Consider the following 21,727-nt stretch of genomic DNA (forward strand, 5'->3'; position numbering starts at 1 on the left):
TCGCAACACCTGAAGAATGTGCAGATGCTTTTCTTTGGGAGGATACAAGGAAAGTAGATAACACTGGCTGCATAAAACTTAATGGTTATGAATATGAAGCTGGAATAGAATATATAGGTAAAAAGGTTGATGTAAGATACGACCCTTTTGATATGGGGCTTGTGGAAATATGGTATAGCGGAGAACGCAAGAAGAAAGTAAGCCCGCTTACGATTGGAGAATACTGTGGAAAGGTACAAAAGTCAAGTTCGACAGTAAAGACGACACACTCAAGACTGCTTAAGGTATATGAGCAGGAAAACGCAAAGCGTCAGAAACAACGAATTGGAGTACTTTCCTTCAGGAGCATGAAGGGAGGTTCGGATAATGTTTGAACAATACTTTAACCTGACAAGAATACCATTTAGCAGGGATATACCAGAAGAAGAACTGTACAGTACTCCGAGTATAGAAGAATTATGTGAAAGATTGCAGTATGCAGCAAGAAATAGGTTGTTTGCAGTTATAACCGGTGATGTTGGAACAGGAAAAACAACAGCGCTAAGAAAGTTAGTAGATAGCCTTGATATCAATCGTTACAAGGTAATGTACATAAGTGATTCATCTTTAACACCAAGAAATTTCTACTGGGAGGTATTAAACCAACTAGGTTGCGAAGCAAAATTTTACAGAGGAGATGCAAAACGTCAGTTAACCCGTGAGCTATCGAACCTCATAGAAACACAAAAGAGGATACCAGTGATAATATCAGACGAAGCACATCTTTTATCAAGAGAAATGCTAGAGGAAGTACGGTTTCTCTTAAACTTTAAGATGGATTCATACAATCCAATGAGTTTAATTCTAGCGGGACAGAGTGAACTTAGAGATGTTCTGAAAAAACAGATATATGAGGCAATATGCCAAAGGATAGATATACGTTATCACCTTACCCCTTACGATCGGCAACAAACCGGAGAATACATCAAAAAGCATCTTGAATATGCAGGAGAAACCAGGGATATATTTACCGAGAAGGCTATTGGCGAAATTTATGACTATTCTCATGGAGTAGCAAGGAAAATCAATAAAGTATGTATAGCCTGCCTGATGCACGCAGCACAAAGGCAAACAAAGTTGATAGATGATCATGTAGTAAGGCTCATAATTGAAGATGAATTCAATTGGTAATTAATTACCCTGTTCGGTGAAGTATCGGACAGGGTTAATGAGCAAAATATACGGACACAAAATTTGGGCAAAGAGCGGTCAAACAGACCGAGCAGCGACAATCAAAGGGTTGTTGGTATTATGTACAGTTATGTCGATAATACTGACATGTATGTGCAGTGTATATGCAGCACCAAGGGGTAAAGAAGATAAAGAAAAATGCGAGGTTGAACAGCTCAAACACCACAAAGTGCCTAAAGCGCTTGGACAGAAGGATATTAAGTTTATAGATCTTAGAGATACACATTGGGCATACATTGCTATATCAGATCTTTATGACCGGGGAATTATTATCGGATATTCAGATAACTCATTCAGACCAAATGAGCAGGTTACAAGATCACAGTTTGCTGCAATGTTGGTAAAGACACTTGGGTTGGATACAGAAAGCAAGACTCAAACTTTTAAAGATGTTCCTAAAAAAGCTTGGGATTTTAAGGCAGTAGAAGCTGCAAAGTCATACCTTACAGGCTACAAGAAAGCTGATGGAGAACTCTACTTCTATGGTAACAGGAATGCTGTTCGTGAGGATATGGCTGTTGCATTGGTAAAAGCACTTGAATTGACAGTGGTAAGTGATGATGGCAAATTAGAAGAAATATATGATGATTATGAAAGTATTTCTGAAAACCTTAGGGATTTTGTTTATACTGCTTATAAAGAAGGAATTATGTTTGGAGCTGATGGAAAATTCAATCCTCAGGGTTCTTTGACAAGAGCAGAAGCAGCTGCGCTTTTAGAGAAGGTTATTGAGAAAACAGAAAAGGTTGTTATTGGAGACACTAGCGATGAGGACAAAGTTGTATTAGACGAAGATTCAGATGTAACACTTAGCGTTCTTAAATATGATGGCAAGAATGTTGAAGAGTTTGATGAAGATTATACATACTATGTAGTAGAACTTGAGGATGAAGATGACATCCCTACCGTTACAGCTAAAGCAACTGATTCTGATGCTACAGTTACTATAACTCAGGCAACAGATATACCAGGAACAGCAAAAGTAGTTGTAACTGCTAAGGATGGTGAAACAACAAGGGTATATAAAATACGTTTCTTAGTTGAAGATGCAAGTACAGATGTAACACTTAAAGAGCTTAAATACGATAATAAGAATGTTGAAGGTTTTGATAAAGATGATACTTATTACATAGTAGAACTTGAAAATGATGATGACATTCCTACAGTTACAGCAACAGCAACAGATGCTGATGCTACGGTTATTATAACTCAGGGAGATGCTATACCAGGATATGCAAAGATAATTGTAGTGGCAGAAGATGGTGTGACAAGAAATGTCTATTATATTAAATTTACAGTTAAGAGTAGTTCAGATGCAACAATTAAAGGTCTTAAGTATGATAATAAGAGTGTTGCAAACTTTGATGCAGCTACAAAATATTATACAGTAGAACTTGAAAATGATGATGACATTCCTACAGTTACAGCTGTAGCAAATGATTCTAAAGCTACATTGAATGTGGTTCAGGCAACATATTTGCCGGGAACTGCAAAAGTATATGTAAAAGCAGAAGATGGTACATCAAATATTTATAAGATACATTTTGTTGTTAAAGATTAAAAGATTATAAAGCTGAAAAGAGGCATGTAGGTTTCCGGCATGCCTCTATATTTTTGCTCTTATAAAGGGAGTGTAATGTGCTTTTAATTTTGACTTGGCGTATACGATGTTTGCAGCATATAGAGTGGGTTTTCTAACACCACTGGCTATTCAAATGGTATTAGTATATAATATCGGTACATGGAATTTAATAACCATGTACCGATTTTGGCTAACGAGGGGATTTTTGAATGAATGTTTTGTCTGCAGAGAAAATATCAAAAAGCTACAGTGAAAAGATATTGTTTAATGATATATCAGTCAGTATCAATGATGGAGAGAAGCTTGGGCTGATAGGTATCAACGGAACAGGAAAATCCACCCTGCTAAAGGTTATTGCAGGGGTTGAAACCACAGATACAGGCAGAATCATATATAGAAACGGTATAAAAATAGAGTATTTGGATCAAAATCCACACTTCGAGGATGGAACAACTGTACTTGAACAGGTCTTTAAGGGGAATTCACCTGTAATGAAGCTGCTTAGGGAGTATGAATCCGTCCTTCAGAAGGTAGATGCTAATCCTGATGACTTAAGGCTTGAAAAGGAATTGATTACATTAACTCAGAGAATGGACAGTATGGAGGCCTGGACAATTGAGGCAGAGGCGAAAAGCGTCCTCACTAAGCTTGGAATATCCGACTTTTATGCTGATGTGGGCAAATTATCCGGTGGACAGCGGAAAAGAGTAGCAATGGCAAGTACATTAATATCTCCTTCGGACTTATTGATTCTCGATGAACCTACCAATCATATCGATAATGATACAGTAGACTGGCTGGAGAAATACCTTGAAAAAAGAAAAGGTGCACTGCTTATGGTGACACATGACAGGTACTTCCTTGACAGGGTTGCAAACAGAATTATAGAAATTGATGAAGGTAAGCTCTTCAGCTATCAGGCGAATTATACAAAGTATCTGGAAATGAAGGCTGAAAGAGAGGAAATTGAGGAAGCATCCGAAAGAAAACGCCAGGGACTTATACGTAATGAATTGAAGTGGATACGCAGGGGCGCGCAGGCTCGTTCTACCAAGCAGAAGGCGAGGATAGAGCGTTTTGAAAAACTTGTAGATCAACAGGGACCCGCGGATAAGGAAAGTGTTGAAATACAGGTGGGCTTTTCACGCCTTGGCAGAAAGATTATTGAAATAGAAAATGTCAGCAAAAGTTTTCCGGGCAAAGAGGTAATAAAGGATTTCAGCTATACTCTCCTTAGGGATGACAGGGTTGGAATTATTGGACCTAATGGAAGCGGAAAATCAACTCTTATGAAAATTGCTGCCGGAAAGTTAAACCCGGATTGCGGCAAGGTTGATATCGGCGAAACAGTCAAAATAGGCTTCTTTTCTCAGGAAAATGAGGATATGAATGAGAATTTAAGAGTTATAGAATATATCAGAGAGAAAGCTGAATTTTTGAACACCCCGGACGGTACAATAAGTGCTTCCCAGATGCTTGAGAGATTTTTGTTTCCGCCAAGCGTGCAGTGGACACCCATTTCGAAGCTTTCCGGAGGGGAAAAAAGACGGTTATATCTCCTTCACATACTTATGGGGGCACCAAATGTTTTAATGCTGGACGAGCCTACAAATGACCTGGATATTCAGACGTTGACTATTTTGGAAAGCTACCTGGACGAATTCTCGGGAGCGGTGGTTGTTGTATCACATGATAGATATTTCCTCGATAGGGTGGTTGACGGAATATTTGCCTTTGAAGGCAATGGTGTAATTACTCAGTATGTTGGAAACTATAGTGATTATAGCGAGTATATCGAACAGCGTGAAAGCTTGTTGGAAGTCAGTACATCAAAAGCTCCGAAGGATAAAGTCAGCGAAAAAGCAGAAAATAAAAAGGATAGGCCGTTGAGGTTTTCATATAAAGAGCAAAAGGAATTTGACGAAATCGATGGAGTTATTGCAAAACTTGAGCAGGATATTAAACAGGTAGATAAACAGATGAGTGAATCCTCCAGTAATTTTGAGCTGCTTCAGAAGCTTATAGAAGAAAAGGAACAGCTTGAAAAAAAGCTGGATGATGCGATAGAACGTTGGACTTACTTGAGTGAACGTGCCGAAGAAATTGAAAAGAGTAAAAAAGGAGAATAAAAATGACTGAATCGTTTGAAAATATGGGCTTGAATCCAACCCTCGTGACTGCACTGAAAAAAGAAAACATTACAATACCTACGGATATACAGCAAAGGGTTATACCTGAAGCCTTAAAAAACAAGGACATTGTTGCACAATCGGGAACAGGTACGGGAAAAACTCTTGCCTACCTGCTGCCTCTATTTGAAAAGGTTAATGCTGAGCTTAAGGAGATGCAGGCGATCATACTTTGTCCGACCCATGAACTGGCAGTACAGATCATGAGGCAGATTGAGCGTTTGTCTCAAAATTCTGACATTAAGATTAAGGGAACAACTATTATAGGAAATGTGAATATAGACAGGCAAATCGAAAAGCTCAAGGAGAAGCCGCATATTATTGTAGGTACTCCCGGCAGGATATTGGAACTTATTAAAAAGCGGAAGATATCAGCACACACTATTAAAACAATTATCATCGATGAGGCTGACCGTTTAATGGATGAGAATAATACAGAATTTGTGAAAGCAGTGATAAAGAGCACACTAAAAGAGCGTCAGGTTATGGCGTATTCTGCAACTATTCCAAAGCGTGTGGAAACCGGGATCATAGAACAAATGAAAGAAGCACAGGTTATACGTGTTGAGGAAAAACTCTCAGTGCCTGATACTATTTCGCATATGTGTTTTCTGGCAGAGAAGAGAGATAAAATTGAAGTGTTGAGGAAACTGGTAAGAATTTTAGAGCCCCAAAAGGCTATTGTATTTGTAAACAACCAGGGCAACGAAATTGAAATTTTCACCTCCAAACTTAAGTATCATGGTCTAGGTGTTGAGGGCATTCATGGTACAACCCATAAGTTGGAAAGAAAAAAGGCAATGGAGGAGTTTAAATCCGGAAAGATCCAACTCTTGATTGCTTCGGACATCGCTGCGAGAGGCCTTCATATTGAAGGTGTCACACATATATTCAATATTGATATTCCTGAGGATGTAAAGGCTTACGTCCATAGAGTCGGCAGAAGCGGTAGAAATGGAAACACTGGAATGGCAGTATCCATTGCTACAAAAAGGGAATTGGAGCTTATTAAAAAGTACGAAAAAGAATTGAGTATACATATCGAGCCAAAGAGTATGTATAAGGGTGCTATTGTTGAGGTCAAAAAGCCTAAGACATTTTGATATTGGCTCTTCGCTGTTTTGTGTTGGCTCTAACAATAAAACAACAAAAAACCCTAATTAAGTCACAAGCCTGTTTTGTGTCAAATGACGCAATTCCTTGGCCTGAGCATTAGAATCTGTTGCCGAAAGCTTGATAATTTGAAGCAAAAATGCCACGGATGGCATTTTTAGCGTCTCGGGACAGGATGTCCCATAGACGCGTGCGAAAATTATCAAGCTGAGGCTACAGATTCTATGCGAAGGTCATGGAATGGAGTCGTTTGACACTAAAACAATAGGTACTACCTTCATGCAGGTTCCCAAACCGCAGTACCACCGAATTTCATTACTTTTGATTTATATCAATTAACCCACATGGAATACAAAAGAGCCTTGACGTTTATAATAAACTAAATGAGAGAGTGTGCATATGAATCTTTTTTTAGCCCCAATACAAGGAATGACAATAGCAGGATACAGGAACGCATTTGCAAGACATTTTGGAAATATTGATGCCTATTATACCCCGTTTATTTCTTCTTCGGAAGTTGATAAAGTCAATAACTTGCTGTTAAAAGACATTCTTCCCGAGTACAATGACCCGGCAGTTAAGCTTGTTCCTCAGCTTCTTGGCAATGATGGAGCTCAATTTAAAGCTTTTGCCTGTGCAATTTCGGACATAGGTTACCATGAAATCAACTGGAACATTGGCTGCCCTTATCCTACAGTAACGAAAAAGAAAAAGGGCTCAGGAATACTGCAACATCCGGACATGATAAAAAAGGTTCTTGATACAGCTTGTTCAGACAGCTCTTATACGGTAACCGTCAAGATGAGGCTTGGCTGGGATAAGCTAGAAGAAGGAATGCGTGTGATGGACGTGCTAAACGACTATCCATTGGGCGGCGTAATAATACATGCCCGTACGGGAATACAGATGTATGAAGGGCATGTAGACTTAGAGGAATTTGAAACGCTTGCTGCCTCCTGCAAACACGAAGTAACCTATAATGGTGATATATTTACTCATGATGATTTTCTGCGCATTAGCTCGCGCCTACCTTTTATAAAGAACTTTATGCTGGGAAGAGGAGCCCTGAGTGATCCGTTTCTTCCAACTGTTATCAAAGGACAAACGGTTTCGGATGCCAATAAGATCAGCATAGTAAGGGAGTTTCACAACGAGATTTTTAACTATTACAAGTGCAAACTTTCAGGAGATAAACATTTATGTGATAAAATGAAGGAGTTCTGGTATTACATGCACGTACATTTGGACAAGGACGGCAAGTACATGAAAAAAATTAAAAAATGCCATAGGACTTCTGAGTATTTGGAATTGGTAAATCAGATCTTTCATTCTAATTCTTAATGAGTGATTTATAAATTATTATAGCTTTTCTTATCAATTAAAATAATTGTCTTAATTTTTGAACCTGAGGAGACGGATGTGCTAAAAAGGAAACCGAGGGATCCAAAAGAAAGCCTTTATGAATAAAAGTATGCTGACGGGTATATTTAGGTTGCGCCTAAAAAAGGGAAGTGAATTATTTATGTCAAAGCTAAAAATTGAACCAATGAAACAACCTGATAGAATTATTAACTATTGGAAAAAAGAGAAATTTGTTGTGTTCTGCATTTTTATTTTTGGGCTGACATTTAATAGTGCAATTGTCTTAGGCCCCATTTATCAAGGCAAACTCATAGATTCCATTGTTGCCGGGAGCAGTCTATCCTCTTTAGTGAGACTTGCAGTTACTTTTGTTGTATTAATCGGAATTATTCAGATTTTGAGGTATTTAAAGCGCTTTTATATAAGGCGTTTTGCCAACAACACCAGTGCTACCATGAGGTTGATGATTTACAACAATATAATGTACAAGAGTGCACCGGAATTAGATGATGAAAATATGGGAAACCTAATGTCAAGAGCTATCTCGGATGTGGATTTATGCGTTGAAGGTATGCGAAAATTTACAACTGAAATCTTTGATACAGGTGTTTTGATGGCATCTTATCTTATATCAATGCTTGTTTATGATGTTAAGGTAACTGTAATTTCCAGTCTCTTTATTCCGATTGCAATGATTCTTGCAGAAAAACTGAAGAGCTTTATTTATAAATATTCTGCCGATTTTCGTGAAAAAAGCGGCTACGTAACCGGAATTACTTATGAATTGATTGAAAATGCAATGCTTTATCGTGCCAATGGCATTGAGGCTAAAAACAGAGAGAATTACAGTGTTGAACTTGAGGAGTTGCAAGATAGGGGAATTAAAGCAAATATTTTGGAAAATTCCATGCAGCCTATTTATAATGTAATTGCAATGCTTGGAGTTATTGTAGTGATTTACCTTGGGGGAACAAAGGTGATTGGCAGTGAATGGACTGTCGGGGTATTTGTGGCCTATATAACCATGTTTGCAGCAATGGCAAATAAGGCAAGTAAGGCTGCAAAACTATTCAATTTAGTACAAAAATCCCAGGTATCGTGGAAACGAATTAAGCCTTATCTTACTGAATACAAGAGTAAAGGGACATCCTTAAATATAGATATGGTAAATACAAGTCTGCAAGTTAAAGATCTTAGCTTTTGCTATCCAACCGGTAACGAAAAAATTATAGAAGATATCAATTTTGAAGCAAAACAGGGAGACATTATAGGTGTAACCGGTTCTATTGCTTCAGGTAAATCTACCCTTGGCTTAGCTTTGCTTGGATTATATCCTTACATGGGCAGTATAAAAATAGATGGCAGGGAGCTTAAAGATTACTCGGAATTTGAGAGAAGTCAGATGATATCCTATTTGGGGCATAAACCGGAGCTTCTTTCAGATACCATTTATAATAACATAACATTAGGAAAGGATCAGGACATAACTGCAGTGCTTGCGGATGTATGTTTTGATACTGATATTGCGGCTATGCCTGACGGACAGAAAACACTGGTTGGTAACGCAGGTGTTCGCTTAAGCGGCGGCCAGCAGGCAAGAATTGCACTTGCGAGGACTTTGATAAATAAAAGCAAAATTATAATTATGGATGATCCGTTTTCAGCAGTAGACATGAAAACTGAGGAAAAAATAATAGAAAACCTAAGAAAACGGTATCAGAGTAGCATCATTATAATAATTTCACATCGTTTGGCTATATTTAATAAGGTTAACAAGATTGTACTGCTAAAAAGTGATAAAAGTGCTGATTACGGGACACATAACGAGTTAATGAAAAGTTCCGGGCTTTATGCTGAAATATTTAACCTGCAATGTTCGGAGTGTGATGATAATGCTGAAAAATAATTTAGTGAAGATATCTATTATAAATGTGGCAAAGAAAAACATAAAAATCTGTGCATTGCTGATTTTTGTTGTTTGTGGGGTTATTATTACCAGTTTGCTTCCTCCTCAAATATTGAAACAGGTTATTGACCGCAATCTTGTACCCAAAAGCAGTGATGGGCTGATGAGTGCTGCGGCTTTTTATATGGGCGTTTTATTTCTTATAGGTATTTTTGATTTTTTGAAAGAAGCTGTATTGACGATTTTAGGTCAAAAAATTACAACGGAAATTCGTACTGAAATGATGAGAAAACTTGAAAAAATAAATGCGTTGTTCTTTTCTTACAATGAATCCGGAGCAGTGGTATCTGGATTTATAAATGATGTTGATGCAATCAACTCACTTTTTACTAGCGGTATTATAGGCATGATTATTGATTGTTTCAAGATCATTGGAATTATATTTTCTATTTGGATGTTCAGTGCAAAGCTCGGAATTGTTACTCTGATTTTACTTCCTATAATTTATGGGATTACAAGGCTTTTTCAAAGGAAAATGCTGAAGGCACAAATTGAAAACCGGATTTTGGTTGGCAAGGTAAATAATCATATATCGGAAAGCTTAAGAAATGTTCGGATGATTAAATCCTATAGCAAGGAAAGCTACATGGAAAAGAACTACACGGACTATTTGATGGATAACTATAAAACCATGGAGAAAGTGAACTTCTATGATTCATCCTTTTCTCCGATCATCCAGATTACCCGTGCTGTTGTTATTAGCATAATTGTAATATTATCATCCGAAAAGTTAAACTATTTTGGTATTTCGTTAGGTATGGTTGCCGCATCTATAGACTTGATTTCCAACCTGTTTACACCGATTGAAAATCTGGGTATGGAACTTCAAAGCATTCAACAGTCGGTAGCAGGCATGCATAGGGTAAACGATTTTTACAGTGAGCCGGAGGATGACAGCAAGAGTAATGGGCTGAAAGCGGAGGAAATTATTCAGGAACGAGATAATATAAGGCTTTCGTTTAATGACATAACCTTTAATTACGAGGAAGGGTCGGATATCTTACAAAACGTTAACCTTTCAATAAACCCAAAAGAGAAAGTTACATTTGTGGGGAGAACGGGAGTAGGCAAATCTACGCTATTTAAATTGGTTATGGGCTTACTGAAACCAACTAAAGGTAATATTACAATAAACGGAATTGACGTTTATAGTATACCGAACAGTGAAAAACGTAAGATATTTGGTTATGTAGATCAAAACTTCCATTTGATAAGAGGAACTGTAGCAGAACAAATAAGTCTGAAAGATGAGAACATTACAAGAAAGCAGATTGAAAATGCTCTGGAGTTTGTGGGAATGACAGAATATGTGGCAGCGTTGGAAAATGGATATGACACTGAGGTGAAAAATGATGCTCTTTTTTCGCAGGGTCAAAAACAACTGCTTGCCATTGCCAGAGCTATTGCTACAAATCCTCCTATTCTACTGCTTGATGAAATAACAGCAAATTTAGACTCTATTACGGAAGATAAAGTCCTGTCTGTATTGCAAAAGGCAAGCAGCACTCATACTGTATTAGCCATATCTCATAGGTTATCTTCGATGATTGCCAGTGATATTGTGGTCATTTTGGAAGATGGTAAGGTTAAAAATGCAGGTTCACCGGAAATGCTTCTACAGAATGATGAATGGTATCGCAGCCACATTACGCTGGAAAAATTGACATGGAGTTGATAACAAGATTACTAAAAAATAACTCACCAATTGACATTTTAATTTGCGTATTAAGGAATAGCTGAAATGAAGATAATATAAGTAGTGAGGAAAACAATAGTGACATTGATAATTCCCCAAATATCGTATATAATTAAGCCAAAGAACGTAATAGGAGCATTAATATGTCAGTAAAAATATCGTGAATTTATCAATTCTAATACTGGAGGAGACATGAGAAATTTTAGTAAAGAAATGGCTCAAAAAATACTCATGAACAAGATTGATACAAAATCGTTGGCTCTTCAGTATCCTGAGTTTAAGGATATGGTTATAAAAGACTTTTCCCAAATAAAAGAAGGAAGCAGTTTTGATGAAGTCAGGTTGCGTATAGATAAATACAAGGCTAAGGCCAGTTTTGCGGTGAAAAGGATACACGAAAGCGGTTTTAATGAGATGACTGTGAATTCTTTTCTTCCAGATATAATAAAAGCCCGCATTGCACTTGATACCTTGGAACAGCTAAATTTATCAGCCCAGGCAGGAAAGTCTTATGGAAAGGTAAGATTTAATCTATGGGATGGTTGGATTCTTCAAAAGGTTTTATTTAAGAAAGGTTTTGAAAGAAAACCTGTATCTTTGTTATTGTTTAAACTCGTCTGGCCTTTTATTACAAATAAAAAGATACTTTTGCCCATGGTAAATAAAAAGGGAATTTACTGCTTTTACTCAAAAAAGCTTTTAAAGGAACTAGCAAATTTAATTGGTGATTTAAAATGCATTGAAATAGGTGCCGGGGACGGCACTTTGACACGCTTTCTAAAAGCTTATGGGGTTTCTTGCTTGGCAACAGATGATTATAGTTGGAATAACTACATTCAATACCCGGATTATGTTGAAAAAATAGATGCAAAGGAAGCACTTAATAAGTATAAACCAGATGTAGTAATTTGTTCGTGGGCTCCGCCGGGTAATGCCTTTGAGAAAACCGTTTTTAAAACTGAATCTGTAAAGCTTTATATAGCTATTGGGACAAAAAATCATGCCTTGACGGGCAATTACGAGGCGTATCAAAATCAGGATACGTTCGATATGGAATTAAGTCAGCAATTATCATCTCTTGTGCTTCCACAGTCAAAGGATAATGCAGTTTATATCTTTAAAAGGAAAGTTACTTTGTAAGAATTATTCAATGAAGATATTTATGAATTTGCTGTGTCAGATGATTGTATATGTCTTGATTAATTTAAAATATTGTGTTATACTTATATAGTTAGAAACTATATATTAAATAGGATTGTTTTTCTGAATACAACTCTCTTTGGTTTTTTTGGAGTGAGAAGTAAGGAATTATATGATCCAAATAAATTAAGGAGGTATATAGATATGGCAGATAAAGTTTTAACTTGTAAGGATTGTGGAGCAGAATTTGTTTTTAATGAAAGTGAACAAGCTTTCTACAAAGAAAAGGGATTCGATAATGAACCACAAAGATGCCCTGATTGTAGAAAAGCAAGGAAGCAACAGAGAAACAACAATAATAATAGAGGCGGCGGAAGAGGCGGCTTCGGTGGCGGTAACAGATGGTAAATAAGAGGAGAGCTTAATGCTCTCCTTTTTTGATTTAGCCTCTTGGAGTGAAATGAAAGAGGCAAAAACTTAGGGACTCGATGTCCCGGAGTTTTTATTGAGTGAATTTGCGAAGCTAATGTCCTGAAACCTCGGGAGCTAAATGTCCCCGAGGTTTTGATTTTTTGATGAAAAATGTACAAAGTTTTAAGTATAAAATAAAAATGGTACTTTTTAAAAGTTAAATATTGTTGTATAATAAACTCATAAAATATAGATAAGAGATAATATCTCAATAGTTGTATTTTGTTTAGGGGAGAAATTTGTATGTCAAAAGTAAAGAAAGTCTATGTTAATACTAATGAGAAGATGTGCCAATTCAAATTAAATCAGGAAGCTTACAATCTAATTGATGGAATCAATAAGCCGTACAAAAGAATTGCAGTTGTTTGCATCGGGACAGACCGCTCAACAGGAGATAGTTTTGGGCCTTTAGTTGGATTTATGTTGTCTAAGTACAAAATGTACGATTTTGATGTGTATGGTACTATTGAAGAGCCCGTACATGCTATGAATCTGGCTGAAACAATTGGCAAAATCGATCTTCCAAATACTCTTGTCATTGCTGTTGACGCATCTGTAGGAAATCTAGAACATATCGGACATATCGGATTGAGCGATGGATCAATCAAACCTGGAAGTGGAGTAGGTAAGGATTTGCCTGCGGTTGGAGATGTTTCTTTTTCAGGTGTTGTGACATTAGGAGGTATTATGCCTCAGGTTATGCTTCAAAATACAAGTCTCGGATTAGTGTACAAAATGGCTGATATCGCAGCTAAGTCAATTAAGCATGTCCTATATAAGCAACAGTTGGAACCGCAAAAGAGCAAAAAAATAGGCGAGTTTGCAACAGCGTAATCATTTATTTTGTCTAAATTTTTAAAATTATATGGAATAAATAACAAAGAGGAAGTCTATAGACTTCCTCTTTGTTATTTATGATTATGTTCCATTATTGATTTGATTAGGATATTTAAAGGTTTGTGAAACATTTAGAATTTACTGATACATATACGTATGCACTATTTTAAGAAAATAACGGACAAACCATTATTTTCCTAAAATAGTTTTTTTGTTCTTGTAATTAATTTAAGAGCAATTTAAGTTTTTGGATTTAAACTAAACTTAATCACTGAGAAGGAGGGCTAACAGAATGAAAAAAATAAAAACAAAACCAGTGAAAATTTTAGTAGCTACTTTGATTATAGCAATAACTACCGGTGGATACCTTGCTGCAGATAGGTTTCTGATAGAGCATGTTGAAGTTGATAATGTACCAAATTTGACCAATATATCAAATGCCCAGAGCTTAAATGATGATTCAACATCAAATGATAAATCAACTTCAGAGAGCGCTGACAATAATTCTGACTCTACTACATCGGATGATTGGAACTATAAAAGCAATGATGTTTCTCTCTCAGTTAAGGAGGTTTCCACCGGCAGCGGCAATAACAAGGTAACATATTTTGTTGCGGACATTCAATTGTCGAATGCTACCGAGTTAAAGAGCGCATTTGCTAAAAATAAATTTGGAAGAAATATAATTCAAGACACTTCGATTATTGCTGAAAATAATGGTGCAGTTTTTGCAGTAAATGGCGATTATTACGGTTTTCGAACCGATGGTATTGTAATCCGTAACGGTGTTATTTACCGTGATGAACCGGCTCGTACAGGTCTTGCATTTTATAAGGATGGCTCTATGAAGATTTACGATGAGACAAAAACGAGTGCACAAGAACTATTAGATGCAGGGGTTTGGAATACACTGTCTTTTGGGCCGGCATTGCTTATAGATTCCATGATGCCTTCCGATATTTCAGAAACTGAAGTTGATACAAACTTTGGGAATCACTCCATTCAGGGTGCTAATCCAAGAACTGGGATAGGAATTATCGATGAAAATCACTTTGTAGTTGTAGTAGTTGATGGACGTAGCAAAGGTTACAGTAAAGGAGTCACCCTGACGGAGTTTTCACAAATATTCAAAGATCTGGGATGCACAGACGCATATAACCTTGATGGGGGCGGTTCATCCACAATGTATTTCAACGGTCGTGTGGTTAATAACCCTCAAGGTAAGAATCGTGAGCGTGGTGTAAGTGATATTTTATATATAGCAGGTTAAGGAGATGAGGTTATGAGGATTTTAATTCCTGCATATGAACCTGGAGAAAAATTAATTCAATTGATTAAGGATATACAAAAGAACTGCAGAATGGAAATACTAATTATTGATGACGGAAGCGGGAAGGTCTACTCATCTATATTTAAACAAGCGGAGATTTTAGGAGCTACAGTGCTCTATCATCCCAAGAATTTAGGGAAGGGAAAGGCTTTAAAGACTGGCTTCCAGTATCTTATGAATATAGGTGAAACTGAAGGAGTTGTATGTGCTGATTGTGACGGTCAGCACGCAGTAGAAGATATATGTAAAGTGGCTAAAGAGACCCAGCTGAATGATAATGCTGCTGTTTTAGGCGTAAGGCAGTTTACGGGTAAGGTTCCGCTAAGAAGCAGATTAGGGAATTCTGTCACTAGAGCAGTATTTTCACTTTGTGCAGGTTATCAAATTTATGATACTCAAACTGGACTTAGAGGCTATCCGGCAGCAATGCTGCCATGGCTCTGCCAAATAGAGGGGAGCAGATTTGAATATGAGATAAATATCTTGTTAAAGCTAAAGCCTTCAGGGTATTCGGTTAGGGAAATATTTATTGAAACCATTTATGAAAAGGGAAACAAAAGTTCTCATTTCAGGCCTCTAGTGGATTCTTACAGAGTTTATCTACCGTTTGTAAAATATACTGCATCTTCGCTTCTTGCTGCTTTATTGGATTTTGGATTATTGCTTCTTTTTAAAAGCCTTTTCGGTCAACTTTGGTTAGCGGTTTTACTTTCAAGAGGAATGAGCTCGGTATTTAATTATAGCTGCAACAAAAATTTTGTTTTTGATGGTAAGCATAAGAGTAGTGAATCAGCACCAAAATATTTTATATTGGTATTTGTAAATATGATACTAAATTACATTTTGTTGAGTACAATTCTATTCTCTGGGGTGTCATTAGCCTTTGCAAAAATTGTTACCGAGATGATATTGTTTTCATTTAGTTATGTAATGCAGAAAAAAGTAGTGTTTGCACACTAAACAGGAAATACTGATTATAGCTAGGAGGATAAAATTATGAATAAGAAATCCCTATGTTTAAAAATATGTGCGTTGCTTTTGTGTGCAGGTTTGTTGGTATCCTGCGATGGAAAACCCATATCTTCGGCAAATGCAACTTCCCCGGATGCAACTAGTACAACCGGTAGTACAGATAGTACTGGTGTAACTTCAAAACCTGTTACGGTTGATATGGTTGAATACGATGATGATGATTACTATAGCAGCTGGGAAGCACAAAATCCCAATTATATTAAACTTAACGGAGATAGCGCCAGCTTAACTGGTTCAGGTGCACAGATTGATGGAAGTACGATTAATATAACAGCAGCAGGTACCTATGTTATCAGCGGAAAATTAGATAATGGTCAGATTGTCATTAATTCTGAGGAAAAGGGTGCCGTCAAACTGGTTTTAAACGGAATGGAAATAAACTGTACCGACAATGCACCGATTTATGTAAAAAATGCAGAGAAAACTATTTTGATGCTGCAAGATGGAACGCAGAACCTTTTAACAGATGGAGCGAACTATTCTTTAGCTGATGCTGAAAGTGATGAGCCAAGTGCAGCAATCTTCAGTAAAGATGACCTTACTATAAATGGAACAGGAACTCTTACTGTTAAAGCAAATTATAAAGACGGAATTTCATGTAAAGATGATTTGAAAATTACCGGTGGCAATATTAATGTTACTAGTGTTGATGATGGTTTAGTAGGACGTGATATGGTAGCAGTTAAAGATGGAAATATAACTGTTCAAGCTGGTGGAGACGGTTTAAAATCGACAAATGATACAGATGCTGATAAAGGCTTTGTAGCTGTAGAGAAAGGAACATTTGATATAGTTGCCGGTGCAGACGGAATTCAGGCTGAAACATCCGCATTGATTGTTGATGGAGATTTCAAAATTACAACCAATGGAGGAAGTGGAAACAGTGTTGCTAAAACCGGTGATAAAATGGGAGGTCCATGGGGAAAACAGGAGCGAAGTACGACAGCTGTCAGTGATAATACAGAATCTCAAAGTGCAAAAGGAATTAAAGTAGCTTCAGATATTACAATAGAGGGAGGAAAGTTTTCAATAGATTCTTCAGATGATGCGATACACAGTGGTGTAAGTGCTAATATTGCAAGTGCGGATATTGAGATTAGCGCAGGTGATGATGGAATTCATGCGGATTCCTCTATTGAAATAAAAAGTGGAAAAATAGATATTGCAAAAAGTTATGAAGGAATAGAGAGCACGCTGGTAACAATCCAAGATGGTAATATTAATATAGTGGCAAGTGATGATGGAATTAATATTGCCGGGGGCAACGACGGGTCATCAATGGATGGACGCCCTGATCAGGAGAATATGAGCTCTTCAGGAAACTATAAGTTAACTATAAATGGAGGATATGTGTCAGTAGATGCAGGAGGAGATGGGCTTGATTCAAACGGTTCAATTTATATGACAGCCGGTACAGTAATTGTGAACGGACCGACGAATGATGGAAACGGTGCATTAGATTACAATGGAGTATTTGACATCACTGGTGGAACAATGATTGCTGCTGGAAGTTCAGGAATGGCACAAGCGCCTTCTGATTCATCAACACAGTATTCTGTTGCAATGACTTATTCAACCGCACAGCAGGCAGGTACATTATTTAACATTCAAGACAGTAATGGCAATACAATTGTGATTTTTACTCCCAAAAAGCAATATCAATCCGTCATTATTAGTTCACCTGAGCTCAAAAAGGATACAGCTTACTCAATATACACAGGTGGAACTTCAACAGGGAATGCAGTAGATGGGCTATATACAGGCGGATCGTATAGTGGAACAAAGGTAGTTGACTTTACTATCTCCAAGATTACAACATGGATGTCTGAATCTGGTGAAACAACAGGTGGCAACGGAATGGGAGGACCAGGTGGTGGACATGGAGGTGGTCCTGGAGGTGGCCCTGGCGGAAGACGTGGAGGTCTACAGTAAAGCTAATTATAGTAAATTCAGATTGTAAAACCAATAGAAATAATAGCTATAAAGCAAGCCACCGGGTACCTGATTTCAGATATCCGGTGACTTGTGTTGTTATATTCTATCCTTGAGGATTTTTTGTAGTAAATTGTAATTACTTCAGTGCGGAATTACCCCTTTCACCCGTACGAATCCGAACAGCATCCTGAACGTCAATGATAAATATTTTTCCGTCGCCGACTTCGCCTGTTTGAGCAACTTTGCAAATTTTATTAATAACTGTTTCTACCTGTTCGTCCTGAACAACAATCTCCAACTTTACTTTGGGTAGAAACTTAAAATCTACTTCAGATCCCCTTATAAATTCCTTCCAGCCCTTTTGATTTCCGCATCCCATGATTTCGCTGATGCTTAAACCATTAATATTCGTTAAACAGAGGGCTTCTTGAATATCTTGAAGTTTTTCAGGTCTTATAAAAGCTTCTATTTTTTTCATAATAATCAACTCCTCGCAATTTAAATTAATAATCCATACCATGGAAAGCTGGGTATGCAGATTCACCATGTTCGGAGGCATCAAGGCCTCGTTCTTCTTCTTTTGGAGTGACTTTGAGGTTCCCTGTAAACAATTTGGCAACTGCAATTGCAATTAGTGTACCTACAATAGCTACTACTATAGTGATGGCTATACTTGCAAGCTGGGTGGCAAATAGTTTCCATTCACCAAAGATCAGACCATTCCATTTTGCTACAGAGTTTAGTGAAGTTTGTGCAAAAATACCGGTTGCAATACCACCCCAAATTCCTCCTATGCCATGGCAGCCAAAAGCGTCAAGAGCGTCATCATATCCGAGCTTTGGCTTGATATAGGTGATGAAAAAGTAGCAAATTGGGCTTACCAAAGCACCTATAATAATTGCTGCCCAGACTGGAACGAATCCTGCTCCGGGAGTTATTGCGACAAGACCTACAACAAGACCAGTGGAAGCTCCAACGAGGGTTGGTTTGCCAGTGGACAACTTTTCAAGTAATAGCCATGAGAGCATAGCAGCAGCGGCTGAGGTATTTGTTGTCATAAAAGCTCGTACTGCCAGCTCGTTTGCCGCGCAAGCGCTACCGGCATTAAATCCGAACCATCCGAACCATAAGATAGCTGCTCCAAGGAGTACAAACGGTACATTATGAGGATGGTAGGTTGCCTTGCCGTGGTTTTTACGTTTACCTACAAATAATGAAAGTACAAGGGCACTGACTCCTGAACTTATGTGTACTACATTTCCGCCGGCAAAGTCTATTGAACCGATCTTCTGTAGGAAGCCGCCTCCCCATACCATATGAGCCAATGGGTAATAGACAATTATTGACCATACAGCAACAAAGGCAAAGAGCGACGAAAAGCGTATTCTTTCAGTTACTGCACCGGTAATAAGTGCAGGGGTTATAATTGCAAACATCATTTGAAAAATAGCGAAACAAAGGTTTGGTATAGTTGCTGCATAGGGACCTGGTGCTGCATCGACGCCAGATAAGCCAAACCATTTTAAGTTTCCGATTATACCGCCGATATCACCGCTAAAGGACAGTGAGTATCCGATTAATACCCAGAGTATTGATGCAAGCCCCATAATAAAAACAGAGGACATTATTGTGTTTACTACATTTTTACGTTTTACAAGACCTCCGTAAAAGAATGCCAGTCCTGGAGTCATAAAAAGGACTAATGCAGATGATATAAGCATCCATGATATATCGCCAGAATTTAAAGCGTTCATAGTGATCCCTCCTATAAATTAAATAGATATTATTTACTGATGGATATAAAATGTGATTTTGCAACTTTGCAAGATCGGACTTTCAAAAAAGATACGCGTAATGTAGATGGTGATTTAAAGAGTTTTAAAGAGTTTTAAAGAGCAAATGCCGGCTGAATCTATAAAACCAGTAAAGAAAAAGGGCCTAAGTCTGTTACACAATTAGTGTAATCAAGATCTAGACCCCTTTGCCATCTACGAGTATTTTTGAATTTATGAATTAAGTGTACCATATAACTTGCAAAAATGCAATATGGAAATATAAAAAATTATCATTAATTAGTAAACGTACTATATATATATATTTATTGCACTACTTGATTATGCAGCCCAGGACTATTTGGGTCAAATAAAACTTAGCCCGTGAAATTATTGCTAAAGTCATATTTTAAGCTCTCCTAACCTGGTAAAGGTGTGTTGATTTTATTTGGACAAATGAATATAATGATGTTGAAGGACTGCAAAATCGTAAAAGATATCATGGGAAGTGAAAAAGTTGGAAAAGATTAAGACAAATGCAATGAGGATTCTTGACAAGGCACAAATAAAGTATAATACATATGCATACGATCACAGTGATGGTTTGATTGATGGCGTTTCAGTGGCAAATAAAATGGGACAGCGTGTTGAATGTGTATATAAAACGTTAGTGACCCAAGGCGCAAGTAGGGAATACTACGTTTTTGTTATTCCTGTTGCGGAAGAACTGAATCTAAAAGCTGCGGCAAGAGCTGTAGGTGAAAAGTCTGTTGAGATGATTAAGGTAGCGGACATCAATAAAGTAACCGGATATATTCGTGGGGGATGTTCTCCAATAGGAATGAAAAAAGAATACAAAACTGTTCTGGATAGCTCTTGTGAAATTTTGGATAAAATCATTGTAAGTGCAGGAAAGATAGGACATCAGATTGAATTGACTCCTGCGGATTTAATAAAGCTAATTAATTGTAAAACAGAAAGTATTGCAATAGAAAGAAACTTGTAGTTAATTTTCTAAATGTAGCTAAAACATCTTATTATAAGGGCTTGTAGGCTGTGTTTTGCTTACAAGTCCTTATTATTTAATTTTAATGGTATGGCTACGGTTTTCTGCTATAAGAAATTTAATTTTATGTCCCTGTTCAGAATACATTTTCTCGTGCTCAGTTACAACGTTTTTATCGAAATTGCTGCCATGCAAGTCTTCAGTTAGAAAGCTGATATTAAAATCACATTGTTCAAAGTACTTTACTGAAGCATTGAATAAGATCTCGTCATCAGTCTTAAACCAAATCTGACCATCCGGAGCTAAAAAAGATTTATACTGGTTTAACTGATTTGGATGGGTAAGGCGTCTGGCCCCAAGAGTATTTTTGTGCCATGGATTACAAAAGTTAATATATATTCTATTAACAACATCATTCTCATTAAGAATCTTATGGATTATCATTATTTCATGGGCCATAAGGCGAATATTATTTGTGCTCAAGTTAACAGAAGCAAATTCTTTCTCTATTTTCTGCTTTGCCAGAATCAGAACCTCATCTTTAATATCTACAGCAATAAAATTTATATCCGGGTTGGAAGACGCAAGTTTGGATATGAAACCTCCTTTGCCGCAGCCTAACTCCAGCCATATTTCGTTGGAATTACCGAATACTGTATGCCATTTTCCTATATTTGCAGTTGGATTTGAAACAAAAAAATCGCATGCCTCAAGTTCAGGTCTTGCCCAGGGTTTCTTTCTTAATCGCATAACGCACCTCACATGATTAATCCTTGGTTCAATTTATTTTAAAATTGTTTACGTAAAAATGCAACTATTTTATCGACTAAAGTAAAAATTGGGACTTGTTCTGTGGAAGGAATGAGAAAGGTTGAGATAAAAGTAATAGAAATAAAGAAGCTGATTGATCAAAATAGCTTTATTGTTAATAAAATATTGACTTATGAAATCCAGAATGATATACTAGAAATTAACGACAAAAGCAGAATGGATAAACCACTACACTTTAATTGTATCACAAAATTAATTGTTTGTCAATAGTATTTTGATAAAAATTTGAAAGGGG

The 21,727-nt window shown here is 37.2% G+C and carries 19 protein-coding genes; 16 read left to right on the forward strand and 3 right to left on the reverse strand.

The features are described from left to right. The 14 genes from ACECE_RS28545 to ACECE_RS0221780 all read left to right on the forward strand — a co-directional run. Positions 1-374, forward strand: a 374-nt coding sequence (locus ACECE_RS28545) for a Mu transposase C-terminal domain-containing protein (RefSeq protein WP_010251053.1), incomplete at its 5' end; no start/stop codon positions are given. Further along, positions 367-1,170, forward strand: a complete 804-nt coding sequence (locus ACECE_RS0221720; protein ID WP_010249409.1) for an ExeA family protein — start codon at positions 367-369, stop codon at positions 1,168-1,170. The genes ACECE_RS28545 and ACECE_RS0221720, both read left to right, overlap by 8 nt. 16 nt (positions 1,171-1,186) lie before the next feature. Further along, positions 1,187-2,791 carry an S-layer homology domain-containing protein gene (locus ACECE_RS29775; protein WP_456049039.1) on the forward strand — a complete coding sequence of 535 codons (1,605 nt, stop codon included), beginning with the start codon at positions 1,187-1,189 and terminating at the stop codon, positions 2,789-2,791. A 230-nt stretch (positions 2,792-3,021) separates the two neighbouring features. Further along, complete coding sequence (locus ACECE_RS0221730; protein ID WP_010251057.1) at positions 3,022-4,941, forward strand: ABC-F family ATP-binding cassette domain-containing protein; 1,920 nt, start codon at positions 3,022-3,024, stop codon at positions 4,939-4,941. A 2-nt stretch (positions 4,942-4,943) separates the two neighbouring features. Beyond that, positions 4,944-6,104, forward strand: a complete 1,161-nt coding sequence (locus ACECE_RS0221735) for a DEAD/DEAH box helicase (RefSeq protein ID WP_010251059.1) — start codon at positions 4,944-4,946, stop codon at positions 6,102-6,104. A 409-nt stretch (positions 6,105-6,513) separates the two neighbouring features. Continuing rightward, positions 6,514-7,455, forward strand: a complete 942-nt coding sequence (locus ACECE_RS0221740; RefSeq protein ID WP_010251061.1) for a tRNA dihydrouridine synthase — start codon at positions 6,514-6,516, stop codon at positions 7,453-7,455. Positions 7,456-7,636: 181 nt separating this feature from the next. Next, positions 7,637-9,382, forward strand: coding sequence for an ABC transporter ATP-binding protein (locus ACECE_RS0221745; RefSeq protein WP_010251063.1), 1,746 nt, complete (start codon positions 7,637-7,639; stop codon positions 9,380-9,382). Beyond that, positions 9,369-11,117: an ABC transporter ATP-binding protein gene (locus ACECE_RS0221750; RefSeq protein WP_010251064.1), complete on the forward strand. Its 1,749-nt coding sequence runs from the start codon at positions 9,369-9,371 to the stop codon at positions 11,115-11,117. Before ACECE_RS0221745 ends, ACECE_RS0221750 begins: the two co-directional genes overlap by 14 nt. 213 nt (positions 11,118-11,330) lie before the next feature. Further along, complete coding sequence (locus tag ACECE_RS0221755) at positions 11,331-12,278, forward strand: class I SAM-dependent methyltransferase (RefSeq protein ID WP_010251065.1); 948 nt, start codon at positions 11,331-11,333, stop codon at positions 12,276-12,278. A gap of 204 nt (positions 12,279-12,482) precedes the next feature. Beyond that, positions 12,483-12,686 (forward strand): zinc-ribbon domain-containing protein, encoded by a 204-nt coding sequence (locus tag ACECE_RS0221760; RefSeq protein WP_010251066.1) that lies wholly within the window; start codon positions 12,483-12,485, stop codon positions 12,684-12,686. 306 nt (positions 12,687-12,992) lie between these two features. Next, complete coding sequence (yyaC, locus tag ACECE_RS0221765) at positions 12,993-13,583, forward strand: spore protease YyaC (protein WP_010251067.1); 591 nt, start codon at positions 12,993-12,995, stop codon at positions 13,581-13,583. A gap of 295 nt (positions 13,584-13,878) precedes the next feature. Beyond that, positions 13,879-14,856: a phosphodiester glycosidase family protein gene (locus tag ACECE_RS0221770; RefSeq protein ID WP_010251068.1), complete on the forward strand. Its 978-nt coding sequence runs from the start codon at positions 13,879-13,881 to the stop codon at positions 14,854-14,856. A 12-nt stretch (positions 14,857-14,868) separates the two neighbouring features. Continuing rightward, the gene (locus tag ACECE_RS0221775) at positions 14,869-15,876 is read left to right on the forward strand and encodes a bifunctional glycosyltransferase family 2/GtrA family protein (protein ID WP_010251069.1); all 1,008 of its coding nucleotides are present in this window, start codon (positions 14,869-14,871) and stop codon (positions 15,874-15,876) included. A 36-nt stretch (positions 15,877-15,912) separates the two neighbouring features. Next, positions 15,913-17,880, forward strand: coding sequence for a carbohydrate-binding domain-containing protein (locus tag ACECE_RS0221780; protein ID WP_010251070.1), 1,968 nt, complete (start codon positions 15,913-15,915; stop codon positions 17,878-17,880). Positions 17,881-18,019: 139 nt separating this feature from the next. Here ACECE_RS0221780 and ACECE_RS0221785 read toward each other — a convergent pair whose 3' ends face one another. Both ACECE_RS0221785 and ACECE_RS0221790 read right to left on the reverse strand, forming a co-directional pair. Continuing rightward, positions 18,020-18,361 (reverse strand): P-II family nitrogen regulator, encoded by a 342-nt coding sequence (locus ACECE_RS0221785; protein WP_010251071.1) that lies wholly within the window; start codon positions 18,359-18,361, stop codon positions 18,020-18,022. Between the two features lie 25 nt (positions 18,362-18,386). Next, entirely contained in the window at positions 18,387-19,637 is a 1,251-nt protein-coding gene (locus ACECE_RS0221790) for an ammonium transporter (protein ID WP_010251072.1), read from the reverse strand. Between the two features lie 535 nt (positions 19,638-20,172). On the opposite strand from ACECE_RS0221790, the gene ybaK reads away from it, so the two are divergent. Beyond that, a complete protein-coding gene (gene ybaK / locus ACECE_RS0221795; protein WP_010251073.1) occupies positions 20,173-20,661 on the forward strand; it encodes a Cys-tRNA(Pro) deacylase in 489 nt (162 codons plus the stop codon). 72 nt (positions 20,662-20,733) lie between these two features. Here the strand turns inward: ybaK and trmB are convergent, their stop codons facing one another. Next, on the reverse strand, positions 20,734-21,411 hold the full coding sequence (gene trmB / locus ACECE_RS0221800; protein WP_010251075.1) for a tRNA (guanosine(46)-N7)-methyltransferase TrmB: 678 nt from the start codon (positions 21,409-21,411) through the stop codon (positions 20,734-20,736). Between the two features lie 111 nt (positions 21,412-21,522). Here trmB and ACECE_RS0221805 point away from each other — a divergent pair, with 111 nt between their 5' ends. Beyond that, positions 21,523-21,702 (forward strand): hypothetical protein, encoded by a 180-nt coding sequence (locus tag ACECE_RS0221805; RefSeq protein ID WP_162862619.1) that lies wholly within the window; start codon positions 21,523-21,525, stop codon positions 21,700-21,702. The last annotated feature ends 25 nt before the right edge of the window (positions 21,703-21,727 follow it).

The organism is Acetivibrio cellulolyticus CD2 (assembly GCF_000179595.2).
Lineage (GTDB): Bacteria > Bacillota > Clostridia > Acetivibrionales > Acetivibrionaceae > Acetivibrio > Acetivibrio cellulolyticus.

Excerpts from the sequence above, each read along its gene's own strand:
- ACECE_RS0221785 (WP_010251071.1), bottom strand. The coding sequence starts at position 18,361 with ATGAAAAAAATAGAAGCTTTTATAAGACCTGAAAAACTTCAAGATATT.
- ACECE_RS0221750 (WP_010251064.1), top strand. The coding sequence starts at position 9,369 with ATGCTGAAAAATAATTTAGTGAAGATATCTATTATAAATGTGGCAAAG.
- ACECE_RS0221760 (WP_010251066.1), top strand. The coding sequence starts at position 12,483 with ATGGCAGATAAAGTTTTAACTTGTAAGGATTGTGGAGCAGAATTTGTT.
- ACECE_RS0221740 (WP_010251061.1), top strand. The coding sequence starts at position 6,514 with ATGAATCTTTTTTTAGCCCCAATACAAGGAATGACAATAGCAGGATAC.
- ACECE_RS0221805 (WP_162862619.1), top strand. The coding sequence starts at position 21,523 with ATGAGAAAGGTTGAGATAAAAGTAATAGAAATAAAGAAGCTGATTGAT.
- ACECE_RS0221770 (WP_010251068.1), top strand. The coding sequence starts at position 13,879 with ATGAAAAAAATAAAAACAAAACCAGTGAAAATTTTAGTAGCTACTTTG.
- ACECE_RS0221780 (WP_010251070.1), top strand. The coding sequence starts at position 15,913 with ATGAATAAGAAATCCCTATGTTTAAAAATATGTGCGTTGCTTTTGTGT.
- yyaC (WP_010251067.1), top strand. The coding sequence starts at position 12,993 with ATGTCAAAAGTAAAGAAAGTCTATGTTAATACTAATGAGAAGATGTGC.
- ACECE_RS0221790 (WP_010251072.1), bottom strand. The coding sequence starts at position 19,637 with ATGAACGCTTTAAATTCTGGCGATATATCATGGATGCTTATATCATCT.
- ACECE_RS0221775 (WP_010251069.1), top strand. The coding sequence starts at position 14,869 with ATGAGGATTTTAATTCCTGCATATGAACCTGGAGAAAAATTAATTCAA.
- ACECE_RS0221730 (WP_010251057.1), top strand. The coding sequence starts at position 3,022 with ATGAATGTTTTGTCTGCAGAGAAAATATCAAAAAGCTACAGTGAAAAG.
- ACECE_RS0221735 (WP_010251059.1), top strand. The coding sequence starts at position 4,944 with ATGACTGAATCGTTTGAAAATATGGGCTTGAATCCAACCCTCGTGACT.
- ACECE_RS0221720 (WP_010249409.1), top strand. The coding sequence starts at position 367 with ATGTTTGAACAATACTTTAACCTGACAAGAATACCATTTAGCAGGGAT.
- trmB (WP_010251075.1), bottom strand. The coding sequence starts at position 21,411 with ATGCGATTAAGAAAGAAACCCTGGGCAAGACCTGAACTTGAGGCATGC.
- ACECE_RS0221745 (WP_010251063.1), top strand. The coding sequence starts at position 7,637 with ATGTCAAAGCTAAAAATTGAACCAATGAAACAACCTGATAGAATTATT.
- ACECE_RS0221755 (WP_010251065.1), top strand. The coding sequence starts at position 11,331 with ATGAGAAATTTTAGTAAAGAAATGGCTCAAAAAATACTCATGAACAAG.